The sequence below is a fragment of the Cellulomonas sp. B6 genome (assembly GCF_001462455.1).
Classification (GTDB): Bacteria; Actinomycetota; Actinomycetes; order Actinomycetales; family Cellulomonadaceae; genus Cellulomonas.
Genome location: NZ_LNTD01000272.1, coordinates 1 through 17,190 on the forward strand (window position 1 = coordinate 1; position 17,190 = coordinate 17,190).

Genomic DNA, 17,190 nt, shown 5'->3' on the forward strand with positions numbered 1-17,190 from the left:
GCCCACGAGGGCCCCGCCCACGAGGACCCCGCCCACGGCGCTCGCGCCCGCCGAGCCGTGCGCGTGGTGCGCCGCGCGCTGCTGGTCCTCCTGGTCCTGCTCGTGCTCGCCCTCGCGTGGGTCGGGTTCCGCGCGTGGCAGGCGGCGACCGCGCTGCAGGACGCGCGCGACGGGCTGGCCGGGGTCGAGCTCGACGCGAGCGCCCTCGCGACCTCCGGCGACGACCTCGCGGCGCTGCGGGACGCGACCGCGCGCGCCGCTGCCGCGGCCGAGGACCCGGTGTGGCGCCTGGCCGAGCACGTGCCGTGGGCCGGCGACCAGCTCGCCGCGGTGCGCGTCGTGGCGACGTCCCTCGACGCGGTCGCCGCCGACGTGCTGCCCGCCGCCGCCGACCTGCGGGCGCTGCTCGACGGCGGTCTGCGCGGCGCCGACGGCCGGTTCGACGTCGCGGGCCTGCGCGTCGCCGCGGCGCGCGTCGAGACGGCCAGCGCGAGCGTCGGGGACGCCGATGCTCGGCTCGCGGCGCTCGACCCCGACGGCCTGGTCGCACCGCTGTCCGGCCCCGTGCGCGAGGTGCAGGACGCCGTCGCGCGGCTCGACGCCCGGCTCGCGCCCGCCGCGCGGCTCGCGGGCGTCCTGCCCGCCATGCTCGGCGGCGACGGTCCGCGCACGTACCTCGTGCTCGCGCTCAACTCGGGCGAGCTGCGTGCGGCCGGCGGGATCGTCGGGACGGTGGTCGCCGTGCGCGTCGACGATGGTGCCGTGAGCATCGTCGACACGCGCAGCACCGCCGACCTGCGGCCCCTGCCCGAGCCCGTGCTGCCCGCCACCGACGCCGAGCGCGCGCTGTGGGGCGACCGGCTGGGTCGCTGGGTGCAGAACGCGGTCATGACTCCGGACTTCCCCCGGAGCGCCGAGCTGGTCGCCGCGCGCTGGTCGCGCGACGTGGGCGTCGCGGTCGACGGCGTGGTCGCGACCGACCCCGTGGCCGTGGCGTCCCTGGTGGGGGCGACCGGTCCGGTCGTCGACCCCGACGGGCGCACGGTCGACGGCGGGTCCCTCGTGGGCGCGCTGCTGCGCGACGCCTACGTCCTGCACCCCGACCCCGTCGCGGCCGACGCCTACTTCGGTGCCGTCGCGGCCTCGGTCGTCGCGTCGGTCGGCTCCGGTGCGGGCGACGGGCGTGCGCTGGTGGCCGCCGCGCGCGACGCCGTCGACGAGCGGCGGCTGCGCGTGTGGTCGGCGCACCCGGCGGAGCAGGAGCGGCTCGCCGCGACCGTCGCGGGCGGTGCGTTCACGTCCTCCGACCTGTTCGCCGACCAGCCCGGCCTGTTCCTCGACGACGCGACGCAGGGCAAGCTCGGCGCCTACCTCGACGCGTCGGTGACGTTCCGCGACGCGCGGTGCGACGCCCCGACGCCCGCCGTGACGGCGGTCCTGCGCCTCGACCTGCGCGCACCGCAGGACGTGGCCTCCTTCCCGCGGCCGGTCACCGGGTACCCGGGCGACGACGTGCCGCTGGGGACCCTGCTGACGTCGGTGTCGGCGTGGTCCGCGCGCGACGGTGCGCCGCTCGTGGTCCGTCGTGACGGTGCGCCGGCGACGGGTGACCTCGTCCGCGCGGACGGACGCAGCGTGCAGCAGGTGGCCTCGCGGCTCACCCCCGGGCAGGTCCAGGAGGTCACGGTCGACCTCCCGCTGCACGAGGGCGGGGTCACGCTGTGGACGACGCCGACGGTGTCCTCGCCCGGCGTCGCGACGTTCCGCTGCCCCTGACACCTGGACGGACGTCCCGTTCGGGTGAAGTTGCCCGTGATCTGGCGCTTCACCCGCCCGGACCGCGACATCCCGACGATCGGCGCGCGAAGATGATACCGATATGTCCGATTCGAGCGGGGAGTCAGCCATGCGAGCGTTCACCCGGGCCTGCGTCGTCGCGGGTCTCGTCCTGGCGGCCACCGGTGCCGCACCCGCGGCCTTCGCGTCGCCCGCCCCGAGCCCGTCGGCCGGTGCCGACGACTGCACGCGCGGCACCGACGAGTACGGCGCCCCCCTGCCGTGCGAGGTCGACGTCGCGTCCCTCACGGCGGTGTGCGACGCGAACGTCCCCCGGCTGCAGTACGCGCTGGCGCCGGTGGGCACCGACCACCGCACCGTCACGATCACGTTCGTCAACCCGACCGGCGGCCCCGACGTCGTGTACGCCGACCAGCCGCTGTCCGGGACGGTCACCTGGCCGGGCGCCGTGACCGACGCGTCCGGCGCGGGCGTCGACTGGCCCGGCTGGCGCCTCGAGGGCGGCACCTGGGTGCAGGGCGACGAGTTCGACTGGGCGGCGGGGTCCTCCGTCCAGGTCGACTTCCACGTCAACCCCACGGCGTCCGTCGTCACGGCCTACCCGCGGTCGACCGCGAGCTGCCTGACGTCGCCCGAGCGGTCCGACGTCCTGTCGGCGGGCAGCGACGTCGTCGCCGGCGGCGTCGCGGCGAGCGGCCCGCGCGTGCGTGCCGAGGTGCTGTCCGCCACCGGTGCGACCACCGGGCCGGTCGTCCTGGTCGGTGCGGGCCTCGTGCTCGCGGGCGCGGCGGGCGTCCTGGTGGCGCGACGTCGGCGGGCCTGACGCCCGCCGCACGACGTACGACGTGACGGAGCCCGGCACCGCGCGGTGCCGGGCTCCGTCGCCTGCCGTCCCGGGGTGCCGGCTCAGCCGAGCTGCTCGACCACGTGGTCGACGCACGCCGTGAGCGCGCGCACGTCCTGCGGGTCGACGGCGGGGTACGTGCCGACACGCAGCTGGTTGCGCCCGAGCTTGCGGTACGGCTCGATGTCGACCACGCCGTGGCGGCGCAGCACGGCGGTGACGGCGGTCGCGTCGATGTGAGGGGCCAGGTCGACCGTGGCGACGACTGGGGAGCGCAGCGCCGGGTCGGTGACGAACGGCGTCGCCCAGTCACGGCTCTCGGCCCACGCGTAGAGGTGGCCCGACGACTCGGCCGTACGCGCGGCGGCCCAGGCCAGGCCGCCGTGCTCGAGCATCCAGTCGATCTGCTCGGCCAGCAGCACCAGCGTCGCCACGGCGGGCGTGTTGAGCGTCTGGTCGGCGCGCGAGTTCGTCACGGCCGTGGTGAACGACAGGAACTCGGGCACCCAGCGGTCGGACGCCTCGACGCGCGCGGCCCGCTCGACGGCGGCGGGCGACGCGAGCGCGAGCCACAGGCCGCCGTCGGACGCGAAGCACTTCTGGGGTGCGAAGTAGTAGACGTCGGTCTGCGCGACGTCGAGCGTGGTGCCCCCGGCCGACGATGTCCCGTCGACGACGACGAGCGCACCGGTCTCCTGCGACCCCGGCACGCGCCGCACGGGGGCGATCGCGCCGGTCGACGTCTCGTTGTGCGGCCACGCGTACGCGTCGACGCCGTCCACGAGCTCGGGGACGGCGACCTGCCCCGCGGGCGCCGACACGACGTGCGACGGCTCGAGGAACGGTGCACGCGTCGTCGCGGCGGCGAACTTGGCGCCGAACTCCCCGAACTGCGCGTGCGCCGCGCGCCGCTCCACGAGGCACAGCGTCGCGACGTCCCAGAACGCGGTGGAGCCGCCGTTGCCGAGCACGACCTCGTAGCCGTCCGGCAGGTCGAACAGGTCCGCGAGGCCGGCACGGACGCGGGCGACGACGTCCTTCACGGCGGCCTGACGGTGCGACGTGCCGAGCACCGTGCGGCCCACGGCGGCGAGCGCGTCGACCTGCTCGGGTCGCACGAGCGACGGGCCGGACCCGAACCGGCCGTCGCGCGGCAGGAGGTCGGCGGGGATCGTGAGGCGGGCGAGGGCGTCGGCGGCGGGCACGACGCGAGGATAGCGACGCCCGGGGTTCGGCCCCGCGCCCGTTCACGGGGGTGCGGCCGACTACCCTGGGCACCGGAAGCGGTCCCTTCGCCCGGGCCGTGGCACGCGACGTGGGAGGCCGAGCGGTGAGCGACCTGATCGACACGACCGAGATGTATCTCAAGACGATCTACGAGCTCACCGAGGAAGGCATCACCCCGCTGCGCGCGCGCATCGCCGAGCGGCTGGGGCACTCGGGCCCGACGGTGTCGCAGACGGTCGCGCGCATGGAGCGCGACGGCCTCGTGGTCGTCACGGGCGACCGTCACCTCGAGCTCACGCCCGAGGGGCAGAGCAAGGCCGTGCGGGTCATGCGCAAGCACCGCCTCGCCGAGCGGCTCCTCACCGACGTCATCGGGCTGGACTGGCCGCACGTGCACGAGGAGGCGTGCCGGTGGGAGCACGTCATGAGCGAGCGCGTGGAGCAGCGGCTCGTGGCGCTGCTCGACCACCCGCACTTCGACCCCTACGGCAACCCCATCCCCGGGCTGGACGAGATCGGCGAGGTGAGCACCGAGGTGCGGTTCCTCGACGGCGTCGTCCCGCTGACCGGCGAGCGGGCCGCCGTCGACGGGACGGCCGTGGTCGCGCGCATCGCCGAGCCGCTGCAGGTCGACGTCGAGCTCCTCGCGCGGCTCGCCGAGGCCGGCGTCCAGCCGGGTGCCCACATCACGGTCGAGCGGGTCGCCGGCGTCGTGACGGTCGGCGTCGCGGGCTCCGGCACCGTCCTCGACCTGCCCGAGGACGTGGCCCGGCACATCTTCGTCGGCGTCTGAGCGCCGAGGTCGGGTCCCTCGCCCGGCGCCCGCGGGGTGCCGGCGGACGTCCGGCCGCACGACCCTCGGGCGGCCCCGCACCCTGGTGCGGGGCCGCCTTGGTCGTGTCTCGACGAGGTCGAAGGTCGTCCCGGCGTGTCGCTCGGCGTGTCGGACGGCCGTCCATGACCTCGCCGAGATCTCCGTGACCGGAGCGTGACAATCGCGCAGAGGGTCATGTACGTTCGTCCTGCTTCTCGGAACCCTCCTCCGTGGAGCCCTCGAGCGGAACGCCGAACCCTGCCGCCGCTCGCAGGTCCGTACGACTCGCCGGCAGGGGCGGGGGAACCACATTGCGGGCACCGGTCACACGGTGTCCTTGGGGTGAAGCCGGGCGGACGGTACGGCAGCGTGCACGTGAGTGCAGGCGGTCGTGGCGGCCGACCGGCCGGGTGATCTCCCACCCGAACCCGACAGCTCACCTCGTAGGCGCCAGGAGAGGCACGACCTTGTCCGAGAGCATCACCCGGGCGCGTCACCGCGCCGCGCGTCGCCCGTCGACGCCGCTGACCGAGCTGGCTTCCGCCGCCTCCGAGCAGATGGGGACCGTCGGTCGGCGCACCGCCGTCGTCGCGGCCTCGTCGGGCCTCATGGTCTCGATGGTCGCGGTCCCCGCGACCGCCGTCGACCGTGACGCCGCCCCCGCGCTCGCCGCCGTCGACACGGCCGCCCTCACGGCCTCCGCGCGTGCGGTCCTCAACACCTCGCCCGTCGTCGCCTCGCCCGCCGAGGCCGTCTTCACGGTCGACGCGCCGGTCGTCACGGCCGAGAAGCCCGCGCCGCCGCCGGCCCCCGAGCGCACCCGCGCGGCGTCCCGCACGGCCGAGCGTGCCGCCAGCACCGAGCGCGCCGCCGTCAGCGAGGTCGCCAACAACCCGATCCCGCAGTCGGTCTCCGGCAACGCGGTGCTCGAGGTCGCGGCCCGCTACGTCGGCGTCCCCTACGTCTCCGGCGGCTCCACGCCCGACGGGTTCGACTGCTCGGGCTTCACGTCCTACGTGTACGCCCAGCTCGGCATCGACCTGCCGCGGACGTCGTCCTCGCAGCGCAACGCCGGCCAGGTCGTGTCCCGCGCCGACGCCCAGCCGGGCGACCTCGTGTGGAGCCCCGGCCACATCGGCATCTACGCCGGCGACAACCAGATGATCGACGCGCCGCGGCCGGGCAAGACGGTCCAGTTCCGGTCCATCTGGCAGAGCAACCCCACGTTCATCCGGATCGGCTGACCCGCTCCGACCCGCGAGGCCCCGACGACGTCCACGTCGTCGGGGCCTCGTCGCGTTCCCGGACGCGCAAAGGACGTGCGCGTACGCTGGTCCGGCATTCACGCTGTTCCTCGCCCACGGCCGGCAGCCAGCCGGTCCGACCACCGGGAGTGCACCGTGCTGACGACCGCCGCCGACCAGGCCACCGACCCCGACGTCCGCCCGGGCGTGCCCGCGCGCACGCTCCTGCTCAACGCCAGCGGGGAGCCGCTGTGCGTCGTCACGCTGCACCGCGCCGTGGTGCTCGTGATGACCGGCAAGGCCACCGTCCTGGAGTCGGACGGCCACGTGCTGCACTCCGCCCGCGTGCAGATGCCCGCCCCCGTCGTGCTGGTGCTCACGCGGTACGTGCACGTCCCGGCGCGTCGCCCCGTGCCGCCGACCCGCCGCACCGTCCTGCAGCGCGACGACCACCGGTGCGTCTACTGCGGCAGCGGGGCCGACACGGTCGACCACGTGCACCCGCGGTCCCGCGGCGGCCGGCACGAGTGGACCAACGTCGTGGCCGCGTGCCGGCGCTGCAACCACCGCAAGGCCGACCGCACGCTGCACGAGCTCGGCTGGCAGCTGCCCTTCCTGCCCCGGGCGCCCCGCTGGTCGGTCACGGTCGGTGGCGCCGCCGGGCACGCCGAGCCGGCGTGGTCGCCGTACCTCGTCGCCTGACGCGCGACGGGCCGCGGACCGGTGCGGTCGCGTGCGGCGCCCTGTGCCACGATGGCAGGACCGGACCATCGGGCGCACGGGAGCGCCGCACGCGACGCGGGAGGTCGACATGACGCGCGAGCACGAGATCCTCGTCGGGGTCGACGGATCGACCGCCAGCCTGCACGCGCTGCGGTGGGCGGCCGCGGAGGCGCGCACGCGCGCCCTCGGGCTGCGCGTGCTCGTCGCCTACTCGCTGCCCTCGTTCACGGCCGCGTCGCTCGACGGCGGCTACGCCGCGCTGGACGACGAGACGATCCGCGTCGGGGCGCAGTCCGTGCTCGACGAGGCGCTGGGCGAGCTGGGTGACCCCGGGGTCCCGGTGCACGGCCGCGTCGTGACCGGGGACGCGGCCGCGGCGCTCGTCGAGGAGTCGCGGCGCGTCGAGCTCGCGGTGGTCGGCACGCGCGGTCGCGGCGGCTTCGCGGACCGGCTGCTGGGCACGGTCTCGTCGGCGCTGCCCGCGCACGGCTGGTGCCCCACGGTCGTCGTGCCGCTGCGCGGGGACGACGGGCACCCGCTGCCGGACGGCGAGGTGCCGCCGCTGCGGCCCGTGCGGCGCATCGTGGTGGGTGTCGACGGCTCGGCGGCGGCGGAGGCCGCGCTGCGCGCGGCGATCCGCGAGGCGCACGCGTGGGGCGCCGAGCTGTTCGCCGTGTCGGGCGTCCCGATCGCGTCGATGGCGGGTGCGCTCGCGTGGCTGCCCGCCGCGGTGGACCACGAGCAGGTGCTGGGCGACGTGCGCGAGGGGCTCGACGTGGTCGTCGACCGCGCGCTGGCGGACCACCCCGGCGTGACGGTGCAGCGCCGTGTGCTGGACGGCACGGGCGCCGAGCTGCTGACGGAGTTCTCGGACGCGACCGATCTGCTGGTCGTCGGGTCGCGCGGTCGCGGCGGCTTCGCGGGGCTGCTGCTGGGCTCGACGAGCCAGGCCGTGCTGCACCACGCGCGCTGCCCCGTCATGGTCGTGACGACGCGCTGCGAGGCGCCGACCGCGGGCTGAGCCCGGCCGACGCCCGCCGCGAGGTTCAGGCTCCGCCGGCCACGTCGGCCGCGGGGACCGCGTCGGGGCGGCGGACGAGCGCCGAGAGCACGACGGTCGAGCGCGTGCGCGCCACGAAGGGCTCGGCGGCGAGCCGCTCCACGACCTCCTCGAGGTGGCGCATGTCGCGCGCCCGCACCTGCACGACGAGGTCCACGTCACCCGTGACGGTCGAGGCCGTGACCACCTCGGGGTAGCGCTCGACGGCGGCGCGCATGGTGGCCGGGCTCGTCGAGCCCTGGCAGAAGATCTCGACGAACGCCTCGGTGTGCCAGCCCAGCGCCGCCGGGTCGAGCTGCACCGTGAAGCCGCGGATGACGCCGTGCTCGCGCAGCCGGTCGACGCGGCGCTTCACCGCGGGTGCGGAGAGCGAGACGTCCGCCCCGATCTGCGCGAACGTGGCGCGGGCGTCGCGCGCGAGGGCGCGCAGGATCGCCTGGTCGAGGGGGTCCAGCCGGTCCGCGTCCACGGGTCCCATGGTGCTGCATCGACGAGGGCGCCCCGGACGTCCGTTCTGCACGGATGTGCAGGACATCTGGCCATATGTTCCCCGGTTTGCGACATCAGGCCTCAGGTCGGACGCTGCACGTGCCGATGCGTCGGGAGGACGCGACAACGCTGGGGGGTCAACCATGGGCGGACGGCAGGACACGGGCACGCCCCGCCGGGGTGCCACGGCGGCGGACCGACCCGCCGCTCCGGTCGAGGCGCCCCGCACGGCACCGCTGATCCCGACGCAGGTCGGCCACACGCTGTCGGGTCCCGTCCCCGTGGTGCCCGCCCGGACCTCCGACGTCCCGCAGCCGCACGAGCCGGTCGTCGCCGTACCCTCGCCCGACAGTGAGGTGGCGGCACCCGCGCCGGACGCCGCACGTGCGCGCACGACCCACCGACGCCAGGTCGTCGCGCTGCTCACCGCGGCCGCGGTGCTCGTCTCGGCCGGCGGGGTGTGGGCGGTCCAGCAGGAGCGGGCCGCCCGCGCGGAGGCCGTGCGCGCCGCGCAGTCGCGCGTCGACGCCGTCACCACGGGCCTCGCTGCCGAGCTCGCGGCCGGCCGCGCCGACGGCGTGGTCACGGGAGCGGCGGTGTCCACCACCCAGCGTGCCGCGGCGGGCGAGCAGGGGCGGGCAGCGCTGGAGCACGCGGGTGCGACCCTCGCCTCGACGCCGCAGGCCGGCGACGGCCCGCGCGGCGAGCTGCAGCGCGCGATCGACGCGGCCTCCGGTGCGCTGCAGGCCACCGCCGTCTCGCTCACCACGCTGCGGACCACGACGGGGGCCCTCGCGGCTCCCGAGCAGGTGGTCGTCGACGCGCAGGCCGCGTGGCAGGCCGCCGAGGACGCCCGCATCGCGGCCGAGGAGGCCGCGCGTGCGGCCGCCGCGCAGGCCGCGGCGGCCCGCGCCGCGAAGGCCCCGACCCCGCGCCGGGCGGCGGCCGCCCCCGCCGCTGCCGGTGGTGGTGGCGCGTCGGACGGTGCCCCGGCGGCTGCCGCCGCGGGCCTGCCCCTCGCGGGCTCGGAGGGGTCGGCCGGTGCCGTGGGAGCCGCGCTCAACGCGCACCGCGTGGCGAACGGGCTGGGGGAGCTGAGCATCGTCCGGTCGGGCGCGCGCGTCGAGCACGCGATGCAGATGGCCGCCTCCGACAGCATCTGGCACTCGGGCACGCGCGCCGGATCCGCGAAGGCGCGGCCCGAGATCGTCGGTCGCGTCAGCCCGGGTGACGCGAGCCGCATGATCAACGCCTACGCCAACTCCAGCAGCCACAACGAGCAGATGCTCGGCGGCTACTCGACCGCGTACATCGGGGTCGTCATGAACGACGGCTGGATGTACACGTCGATCACGTTCGGCTGACGGGCGGCGGGGGTCGGCACCCGCAGGGGTGGCATGCTGAGCCGAGCCCGACCCGCGAGGAGACGTCCGTGCCCGTCCTGACCGTGCGTCCCTGCGGCGGACCCGCCGAGCACGCCGCCCTGGTCCGCCTCTGGCGGCGCGCGGTGGACGCCACGCACGACTTCGTGGCGACGGCCGACCTCGACGACATCGAGGCCCTGCTCGTCTCGACGTACCTGCCCGCGGTGAGGCTCGTCGTCGCGGAGGTCGACGGCACCCCCGCGGGCTTCGCGGGGACGAGCGACGGCGAGCTGGCGATGCTGTTCGTCGACCCTGCCCACCAGGGGCGCGGGGTCGGGGGTCGTCTGCTCGCGCACGTCGTGCACGAGCAGGGCGTGACACGGGTGGACGTCAACGAGCAGAACGTCGCAGCCCGGGCGTTCTACGAGCGGCACGGCTTCGCGGTCGTCGGGCGCAGCGCGACCGACGACGCCGGGCGGCCGTACCCGCTGCTGCACCTGCGGCTCACGTCCGCGGGTTGACGCGTCCGACGCGTGCCGCGGGCACCGAGCCCACCCGGGTGCGCGGACGCACCCGGGTGGGCTCAGCGCGACGTGAGCGCGTCCGTGAGGCGGTCCAGCGCGGTGTCGAGGTCCGCGACGTCCACCGTGAGCGGCGGTGCGAGCCGGATCGTCGCGCCGTGCGTGTCCTTGGCCAGGACCCCGCGCGCGAGCAGCCGCTCGCACAGCTCGCGTCCGCTGGCCGGGCCCCCGGGGGCGGACGGTGCGACGTCGATGCCGGCCCACAGCCCGATCGTCCGGACGTCGGTGAGCAGGCCGCGGTTGACCAGCGGGTCGAGCCGGTCGCCCACGTGCTCGCCGAGCGTGCGGGCGCGGGCCTGCAGCGTGCCGGGCGTCAGCAGGTCGACCACCGCGAGCGCGACCGCGCACGCGAGCGGGTTGCCGCCGAACGTCGAGCCGTGCGTGCCGGCGGTGAGGACCTCGAGCACGTCGGCCCGTCCGACGACCGCCGAGACGGGCAGGACGCCCCCGCCCAGGGCCTTGCCGAGCGTCACGAGGTCGGGCCGCACGTCGAACCGCTCGCACGCGAGCGTCGAGCCCGTGCGGCCGAGGCCCGACTGGATCTCGTCCGCGACCAGCAGCACGCCCGCGTCGTCGCACGCGCGCCGCACGGCCGCGAGGTAGTCCAGCGGCGGCACGACCACGCCCTGCTCGCCCTGCACGGGCTCGAGCAGCACCGCGACGGTCGTCTCGTCGATCGCGCGCGCCAGGGCCGCCGCGTCGCCGTACGGCACGGTGACGAAGCCCGGCGTGAACGGCCCGAACCCGCGGCGCGCGTCGGGGTCGGACGAGAACGACACGATCGTCGTGGTGCGGCCGTGGAAGTTGCCGTCGGCGACGACGACCGTCGCGCGGTCGGCGGGCACGCCCCGCACCTCGTAGCCCCACTTGCGGGCCGCCTTGATCGCGGTCTCGACGGCCTCGGCGCCCGTGTTCATGGGCAGCACGAGGTGCGACGTGCCCGCGAGCAGCGGCCCGACGAGCCCGGCGAGCGCCTGCGCGAACGGCTCCAGCAGGTCGTGGTCGAACGCGCGGGACGTGAGCGTGAGTCGGTCCAGCTGCGCGTGCGCGGCAGCGACGAGCGCGGGGTGGCGGTGGCCGAAGTTCAGCGCCGAGTACCCCGCGAGCATGTCGAGGTACCGGCGGCCGTCGGTGTCGGTGACCCACGCGCCCTCGCCCGTCGCGAGCGTGACGGGCAGCGGGTGGTAGTTCGGCGCGAGGGCCGACCCGACCACCGGCGACGTGGTCACCGGCGGATCTCCAGCGTACAGCACTTCGCGCCGCCGCCGCCCTTGAGCAGCTCGGAGGTGTCGACCGGGATCGGGGTGTAGCCGCGGTCGCGCAGCTCGCCCGCGAGGTGCGTCGCACGCGGCGCGACGACGACGTGCAGCCCGTCGGAGACCGCGTTGAGGCCGAGGGCGGCGGCGTCGTCGTCCGTCGCGACGACCGCGTCGGGGAACAGACGCTCGAGCACCGCGCGCGAGCCGGCCGAGAACGCGGGCGGGTAGTACGCGATCTGGGGGGACGCGGGGTCGGACGACAGCACGGCGAGCGCGGTGTCGAGGTGGTAGTAGCGGTCGTCGACGAGCTCGAGCGAGATCACGGGGTGGCCGACGAGCTCCTGCAGCTCGGCGTGCGACGCGCGGTCGGAGCGGAAGCCCGTCCCGGCCAGGATCAGGTCGCCGACGACCAGCAGGTCGCCCTCGCCCTCGTTGACCTGCTCGGCGGTGTGGGTGACGAACCCGCGGTCGGCGAACCACTTCTGGTACGCGGGGCCCTCGGCGGCGCGCTCGGGGTACCGGAAGCGCGCCGAGTAGACGACGCCGTCGACGACGGTCGCGCCGTTGGCCGCGTAGACCATGTCGGGTAGGCCCTCGATCGGGTCGATCGTGTCGACCGTGTGGCCGAGCTCGAGGTACGTGTCGCGCAGCGTGCGCCACTGCCGCACCGCCAGGTCCGTGTCCGTCACGCGCTGCGGGTCCATCCACGGGTTGATCCGGTAGGACACCGTGTAGTGGGTCGGCTCGCACATGAGGTAGTGGCGGGGCGTGGCACCGGGTGCGTGCGCGGTCATCGGTCTCCTCGGAGGACGGGGCCGCGGGGGTGAGCGGCCAGACCCTTCGAGGGTACGAGCGTCTCGACGCGGTTCCCGACACGTGGCGTTGCGCGCCCGGGCGCGATCCGTTGCGCGATCGTGCTCGTCTCGTGCGATCCGTTGCGTCGAAACGCACGCGAAACACCGATGACCGTCGTCGTCGGGTCGTGGTCCCGGGCGCGCGCGGGTCAGGCGTCGGCGGTCAGCTCGCGTGCGGCGCGGCGCAGCACGAGACGCACCATCAGGCGCAGCACCGGCCGGGTCAGCCGCGCGGTGAGCCGCGCGGGCAGCGGGCCGGCGAGCGGGACGTCCTCCGACCACGTCACGCGGCACGCACCCGGCCCCGTCGGCAGGACCACGATCGTCGCCTCGCCCAGCAGCACCGGACCCTGCTTGCCGAAGACCGCGACGCCGGCCGCGCCACCCGCGTCGTCCCCCGGGGCGTCGTAGCGCGTCACGACCATGCGGTCGACCAGCCCCGGCGCACCGCGGCGCGCCCACGGCCCCGACACCGCCTCGACCCGCGTGCCGAGGCGCGGGGGACCGTCGGTTGTCACGCGCGTCAGCGGCACCCACGCCGCGTGGCGGCGCGCGTCGGTGAGCGCGTCCCAGGCGGCAGCCGCCGGGACCGGCAGCGCACGCGTGACGGATGCGACGCGACGGGCGGGTTCGGCCGTGGGCATGCGTCGATCCTGCCCCGGGGTACGGTCGTCGGCATGCGGAGCAGGGTGCTGGGGCGGACGGGTCGTGAGGTCGGCGTGATCGGGCTGGGCTGCTGGCAGCTCGGCGGGGACTGGGGCGAGGTGGGCGACGACACGGCGCACGCCGTGCTCGAGGCCGCGGTCGCCTCGGGGGTCACGTTCCTCGACACGGCCGACGTGTACGGGGACGGACGGTCCGAGCGGACGATCGGCGCGTTCCTCGCGTCGCGCCCCGACCTGGCCGGGTCGGTCACGGTCGCCACGAAGATGGGCCGCCGCGCCGACCCGCACGTCGCCGAGGCGTACACGTACGACGCGTTCTGCCGGTGGACCGACCGCAGCCGCGTCAATCTGCGCACCGACACGCTCGACCTCGTGCAGCTGCACTGCCCGCCGTCGGCCGTGCTGCGCAGCGACGACGTGTACGACGCGCTCGACCGCGTCGTCGAGGACGGCCGCGCGGCCGCGTACGGCGTGTCCGTCGAGACCGTCGACGAGGCCCTCGCGGCGATCGCGCGCCCGCACGTCGCGTCGGTGCAGATCATCCTCAACGTGTTCCGCCGCAAGCCGCTCGAGCAGGTGCTGCCCGCGGCGGCCGAGGCGGGCGTGGGCATCGTCGCGCGCGTGCCGCTCGCGTCGGGCCTGCTGTCCGGGAAGTACGACGAGCAGACGCAGTTCGCGCCCGACGACCACCGCGCCTACAACCGCCACGGCGAGGCGTTCGACGTCGGCGAGACGTTCTCGGGCGTGCCCTACGACGTCGGCGTCGCCGCGGCGCGCGAGGTCGCCGGGCTCACGCCGTCGGGCATGACGACCGCGCAGCTCGCGCTGCGCTGGATCGTGCAGCAGCCGGGTGTCTCGGTGGTCATCCCGGGGGCGCGCACGCCCGCGCAGGCCCAGGCCAACGCGGCCGCGGACGCGTTCCCCGACCTGTCGGACGAGACGCTCGCGGCGCTCGCGGACGTGTACGACAGCCGCGTCCGGGAGCACGTGCACGCGCGGTGGTGACGGCGGGGCGCCGCCTCAGGCGATCGAGGCGAGTGCGTCGACGAGGTGTCTCGCGTGCCGCAGCATGGCCGTGACCCTCTCGACCGTCAGGTAGTCGGTGCCGTAGTGCGCGGCTGACTTGTCGCGGATGACGGCCCGGAAGTGGCGCGCGAGCTCAGCACCGTCCGGTTGTGTCCGCTCCAGCAGCTCACCTGCCCGAGCGTGGTCCTGTCCCGCGTAGCAGTCACCCGTGCGGTGCCCGCAGACGGCGTCGGCCGCCGCGATGGCGGCGAGCGCGGCGAGCCCCGCGGCAACCTGCCGGTGCGGCTCGTCCTCCGTGACGGCGAGCTCGGCGACGTCGAGGTAGGTGCGAGCCACTCGTGCGCGCATCCGGACGTCCGTCGCCGTCATCGAACGACGGCGGTCGTCCTTGCGGGGTGTCACGCGGCCGGCCGGAGCAGGTCGTCGACGGACGGTCCGACGATGCGGCGGGCGTCCGCCCGGAAGGACGCGACGATCGGGTCGCCTGCGTCACGGGCACGCGCCAGCTGCGCGTGGGTGGTCAGGTAGACCTGGACGCGCTGTCCGGTCCAGCGCTGTCCCTCGACCTCGAGTCGGTCCGCGAGGCGCTCCCCGTCTGTCGCCTGATCGAGGGTGACCACGAGCAGGTCGACGTCCGACCCCTCGTCCGCCGTGCCGCGCGCGACGGACCCGAAGACGCTGACCGAGACCTGTGGCGGCAGGGTCCCGTCTGCGGTGACGGTCGGAGGGAGCGTCTCGGCGACGAGAGCGTCGACCCGCTGGGCCAGCGCCTGCCACGGGTCGAGCGCTCGGAAGGCGGCGTCGACCGCGGGGTACGTCAGGTGTGCGGTGTTCAGCTCGTACAGGTTCGACGTGCCGACGACCGAGGTCGAGACGATCCCCTGGGTCGCGAGCCTCTCGAGCGCGTAGCGGACTCCTCGTGGAGAACCGCATCCGGCCGACCGGTGCACCTCGGCCCCGGTGAGATGTGTGCCCGACCGCCAGAGCGCGTGCAGGATCGTGGCGTCGAGCCCGGGTCCGAACGCGCGTTCGGGGTGTCTCCAGTCCATGTGCACTCCATTGCCACTGTCGGCAAAATGTTGCCAACAGTGGCAATCTACTGCCGGCGCCTGCGTGGTGGCAACGGTCACCCAGGCCGGGGAGTGGTGCGGCCTCAGCGCCCTCGCCGGAAGCGGCGTCCGCGTACGCCGCCCCGGGGTGTGCCGGTGGCCGGACGTACCGGCACCACCGCGTCGGCCTGGCCGACCACGTGCGGCGCCGTCGCGACCTGCGCGTGAACCGGCGCGACCTCGACGACCCGGGGGAACGCGTGCGGCGGAGGGCCGAACGCGCTGCGCGCACCCTTGATGACGGTCATGCCGAGGGACCGCCCACCCGCGACGCCGATGGCCGCGCCGATGCCGTAGGGCGCCAGCCGCCCGACCGCGATGCCGCCGACGCGCGCGGCCTGCGACCGCACGAGCTTGCGCGTGAGCTGGTTGTTGACCTTCTTGACCGTGCCCATCGGCATGCGCGTGAGCAGCACGCGCCCGACCCGGAACGTCGTGAGCTCCGCCGCGTCGCCGACGACCTTGGCGCCCGACTCGCCCAGGAGCGTCGCGAGCAGCAGCGCCTTGCGGCGCTCGGTGTCGGTGACGTCGATGCCGTGCACGGACGCGACCGCGAGGGAGAACGCCGCGGACGCGCCGAAGAACGTCGCGACGTCGCTGACCGTCAGCGCCGTCGCCAGACCCGTGCCGACGATCGGTGCCGCCGCCGCGGCACCCACGGCGCCGCCGGTGCCGGCCACGACCAGCAGGTACTCCTTCTCCAGCAGCTCGACGACCCGCGCGGGGTCCGCGTCGGGGTTGCGACGCCGCACGCTCTCGACGTGCGCGTGGATCGTCGCGGACGGGATCGTCACCGCCTTGTCGAGCGCCCCCTGCACGAGCCGTGGCACGTCAGCGCTCCCCGGTCACCGTGAGCGTCGTCGTGGCGCCGTGCTCGAGCGTGCGCCCGACCGTGCAGTGCTGGTCGACCGCGCGGTGCACGACCGTCAGCAGGCGGTCGCGCGTCGCGTCGTCGAGGCCCGACAGGTCGACCTCCATGACCTCGGCCAGCGCGGGGTAGCGGTCCTCGGTGGGGTGCGTCGCACCGCCCACGCGGATCGTGACCTGCACGTCGTCGCCCAGGCGGTGCACGAGCGCCGCGTCGGCGGACAGGCCGCTGCACGCGCCGAGCGCGATCTTCAGCAGCTCGCCGGGGGAGAACGCCTCCGGGTCGCCGACCGAGCCGATGCGCACCTCTGCGCCCCGCGAGCTGCGGCCCACGTACTGCCGCGTGCCGGTGCGCTCGAGCCACAGCGCGGTGTCGCCCGCGTTGGCGAGCGGGTCGGGGGTGTCCGCCCCCGTGGGTGCCGGGCTCCCGGCGACGTCGCGCGCGTCCTGGTCGGTCGTCATGGGGCGATCCTCGCACGCACCCGCGCGGGGTTCTCGGCGAGCGCGCGACGCCGCGCCCGCCGCCGTGCGAGGCCCGCCGAGCGCGGGCTTCGGCCGTCTCCGGGCCGTGGGAGCCGGACGTTCCCCGCGTTCGGCGAGGGGACTGGTGGGCCCTCTGGCGTCGTGCCGCGGGCGGGGGCGGCGACGGTGGACGGTGGTCCAGGTCACGGCGGCGGGGACAGGTCCGCGGGGCTCGCGTGAAGGTCGTGTGACGGCCCTTCCGGCGGGAACAGAGCCTGCGGTCGGATCGTTGCGATGAGCAGGATGAAGCGATACGAGGAACTCGAGACCGAGGACGGCAAGGTCGTCCGCTACCAGCGACACGAGAACGGCGGCGGCCTCGTCGCCAAGGGCGCGCGCGTGCACGAGAGCGCGTTCGTGGCCGACTCCGCGTGGGTCGACCCGGGCGCGGTCGTCGAGGCCGGTGCGTCGGTGGGCCGGTTCTGCTGGATCGAACCGGGTGCCGTCGTCTCCGAGCGCGCGCGCCTGGGGTCGCACGTGCACGTCGGCCGGGACGCGGTCGTCGGCCGTGGTGCCCGCCTGGGTGCCCGCGTCGACGTCGGCGCCGGTGCGCAGCTGGACGCCGCGCTCGTCGTGGAGCCCGAGGCGAGGATCGCCGACGGGGCCCACGTCGAGCGCACCGGCTTCCCGCCGCACGTGCTCGCCGCCTGACGCATGCGGCACCGCGGCGCACCGCCGCCCGGCGTCGTCCGCCGGGCGGCGGTCGTGCATCACGCCGCCCGCGGGCGACTTCACCCGATCGAGT

General features: G+C 75.7%; 19 protein-coding genes and 1 riboswitch. Of the genes, 10 read left to right on the forward strand and 9 right to left on the reverse strand.

What is annotated here, in order from left to right:
• Positions 1-1,776 (forward strand): DUF4012 domain-containing protein (locus tag ATM99_RS17900; RefSeq protein ID WP_062104171.1); only part of this gene is annotated, 1,776 nt, incomplete at its 5' end.
• A gap of 130 nt (positions 1,777-1,906) precedes the next feature.
• Entirely contained in the window at positions 1,907-2,620 is a 714-nt protein-coding gene (locus tag ATM99_RS17905) for an LPXTG cell wall anchor domain-containing protein (protein ID WP_062104151.1), read from the forward strand.
• Positions 2,621-2,703: 83 nt separating this feature from the next.
• Here ATM99_RS17905 and serC read toward each other — a convergent pair whose 3' ends face one another.
• Entirely contained in the window at positions 2,704-3,846 is a 1,143-nt protein-coding gene (gene serC, locus ATM99_RS17910; protein WP_062104152.1) for a phosphoserine transaminase, read from the reverse strand.
• A 125-nt stretch (positions 3,847-3,971) separates the two neighbouring features.
• On the opposite strand from serC, the gene ATM99_RS17915 reads away from it, so the two are divergent.
• The 4 genes from ATM99_RS17915 (at position 3,972) to ATM99_RS17930 (ending at position 7,670) form a co-directional block, all read left to right on the forward strand.
• Positions 3,972-4,661 carry a metal-dependent transcriptional regulator gene (locus ATM99_RS17915; protein WP_062104153.1) on the forward strand — a complete coding sequence of 230 codons (690 nt, stop codon included), beginning with the start codon at positions 3,972-3,974 and terminating at the stop codon, positions 4,659-4,661.
• Between the two features lie 260 nt (positions 4,662-4,921).
• A riboswitch (cyclic di-AMP (ydaO/yuaA leader) is annotated at positions 4,922-5,146 on the forward strand.
• A gap of 3 nt (positions 5,147-5,149) precedes the next feature.
• Positions 5,150-5,926, forward strand: a complete 777-nt coding sequence (locus ATM99_RS17920) for a C40 family peptidase (protein WP_062104154.1) — start codon at positions 5,150-5,152, stop codon at positions 5,924-5,926.
• A gap of 156 nt (positions 5,927-6,082) precedes the next feature.
• Entirely contained in the window at positions 6,083-6,628 is a 546-nt protein-coding gene (locus tag ATM99_RS17925) for an HNH endonuclease (protein ID WP_190278876.1), read from the forward strand.
• A 109-nt stretch (positions 6,629-6,737) separates the two neighbouring features.
• The gene (locus tag ATM99_RS17930; RefSeq protein WP_062104155.1) at positions 6,738-7,670 is read left to right on the forward strand and encodes a universal stress protein; all 933 of its coding nucleotides are present in this window, start codon (positions 6,738-6,740) and stop codon (positions 7,668-7,670) included.
• Positions 7,671-7,695: 25 nt separating this feature from the next.
• Here the strand turns inward: ATM99_RS17930 and ATM99_RS17935 are convergent, their stop codons facing one another.
• Positions 7,696-8,178 carry an Lrp/AsnC family transcriptional regulator gene (locus ATM99_RS17935; protein ID WP_223305263.1) on the reverse strand — a complete coding sequence of 161 codons (483 nt, stop codon included), beginning with the start codon at positions 8,176-8,178 and terminating at the stop codon, positions 7,696-7,698.
• A 163-nt stretch (positions 8,179-8,341) separates the two neighbouring features.
• Between ATM99_RS17935 and ATM99_RS17940 the strand changes: the two genes are divergently transcribed.
• Positions 8,342-9,562 (forward strand): hypothetical protein, encoded by a 1,221-nt coding sequence (locus ATM99_RS17940; RefSeq protein WP_062104157.1) that lies wholly within the window; start codon positions 8,342-8,344, stop codon positions 9,560-9,562.
• A 68-nt stretch (positions 9,563-9,630) separates the two neighbouring features.
• Positions 9,631-10,083 (forward strand): GNAT family N-acetyltransferase, encoded by a 453-nt coding sequence (locus tag ATM99_RS17945; RefSeq protein WP_062104158.1) that lies wholly within the window; start codon positions 9,631-9,633, stop codon positions 10,081-10,083.
• Positions 10,084-10,145: 62 nt separating this feature from the next.
• Here the strand turns inward: ATM99_RS17945 and rocD are convergent, their stop codons facing one another.
• The 3 genes from rocD to ATM99_RS17960 all read right to left on the reverse strand — a co-directional run bounded on the left by rocD (position 10,146) and on the right by ATM99_RS17960 (position 12,900).
• Positions 10,146-11,372, reverse strand: a complete 1,227-nt coding sequence (rocD, locus tag ATM99_RS17950; protein ID WP_062104159.1) for an ornithine--oxo-acid transaminase — start codon at positions 11,370-11,372, stop codon at positions 10,146-10,148.
• Positions 11,369-12,196 carry a dimethylargininase gene (ddaH, locus tag ATM99_RS17955; RefSeq protein WP_062104160.1) on the reverse strand — a complete coding sequence of 276 codons (828 nt, stop codon included), beginning with the start codon at positions 12,194-12,196 and terminating at the stop codon, positions 11,369-11,371. Before ddaH ends, rocD begins: the two co-directional genes overlap by 4 nt.
• A gap of 209 nt (positions 12,197-12,405) precedes the next feature.
• Entirely contained in the window at positions 12,406-12,900 is a 495-nt protein-coding gene (locus ATM99_RS17960; RefSeq protein ID WP_062104161.1) for an SRPBCC family protein, read from the reverse strand.
• Positions 12,901-12,933: 33 nt separating this feature from the next.
• Here ATM99_RS17960 and ATM99_RS17965 point away from each other — a divergent pair, with 33 nt between their 5' ends.
• On the forward strand, positions 12,934-13,926 hold the full coding sequence (locus tag ATM99_RS17965; RefSeq protein ID WP_062104162.1) for an aldo/keto reductase: 993 nt from the start codon (positions 12,934-12,936) through the stop codon (positions 13,924-13,926).
• A 15-nt stretch (positions 13,927-13,941) separates the two neighbouring features.
• Here ATM99_RS17965 and ATM99_RS17970 read toward each other — a convergent pair whose 3' ends face one another.
• The 4 genes from ATM99_RS17970 to ATM99_RS17985 all read right to left on the reverse strand — a co-directional run bounded on the left by ATM99_RS17970 (position 13,942) and on the right by ATM99_RS17985 (position 16,385).
• On the reverse strand, positions 13,942-14,295 hold the full coding sequence (locus ATM99_RS17970) for a hypothetical protein (protein WP_150118361.1): 354 nt from the start codon (positions 14,293-14,295) through the stop codon (positions 13,942-13,944).
• Between the two features lie 50 nt (positions 14,296-14,345).
• Positions 14,346-14,996: a nucleotidyltransferase domain-containing protein gene (locus ATM99_RS17975; RefSeq protein ID WP_062104164.1), complete on the reverse strand. Its 651-nt coding sequence runs from the start codon at positions 14,994-14,996 to the stop codon at positions 14,346-14,348.
• A 104-nt stretch (positions 14,997-15,100) separates the two neighbouring features.
• A complete protein-coding gene (locus ATM99_RS17980) occupies positions 15,101-15,886 on the reverse strand; it encodes a hypothetical protein (protein WP_223305264.1) in 786 nt (261 codons plus the stop codon).
• Position 15,887: 1 nt separating this feature from the next.
• Entirely contained in the window at positions 15,888-16,385 is a 498-nt protein-coding gene (locus ATM99_RS17985; RefSeq protein WP_062104165.1) for an OsmC family protein, read from the reverse strand.
• A 303-nt stretch (positions 16,386-16,688) separates the two neighbouring features.
• On the opposite strand from ATM99_RS17985, the gene ATM99_RS17990 reads away from it, so the two are divergent.
• Positions 16,689-17,096, forward strand: a complete 408-nt coding sequence (locus tag ATM99_RS17990) for a transferase (protein WP_223305265.1) — start codon at positions 16,689-16,691, stop codon at positions 17,094-17,096.
• Positions 17,097-17,190: the final 94 nt, after the last annotated feature.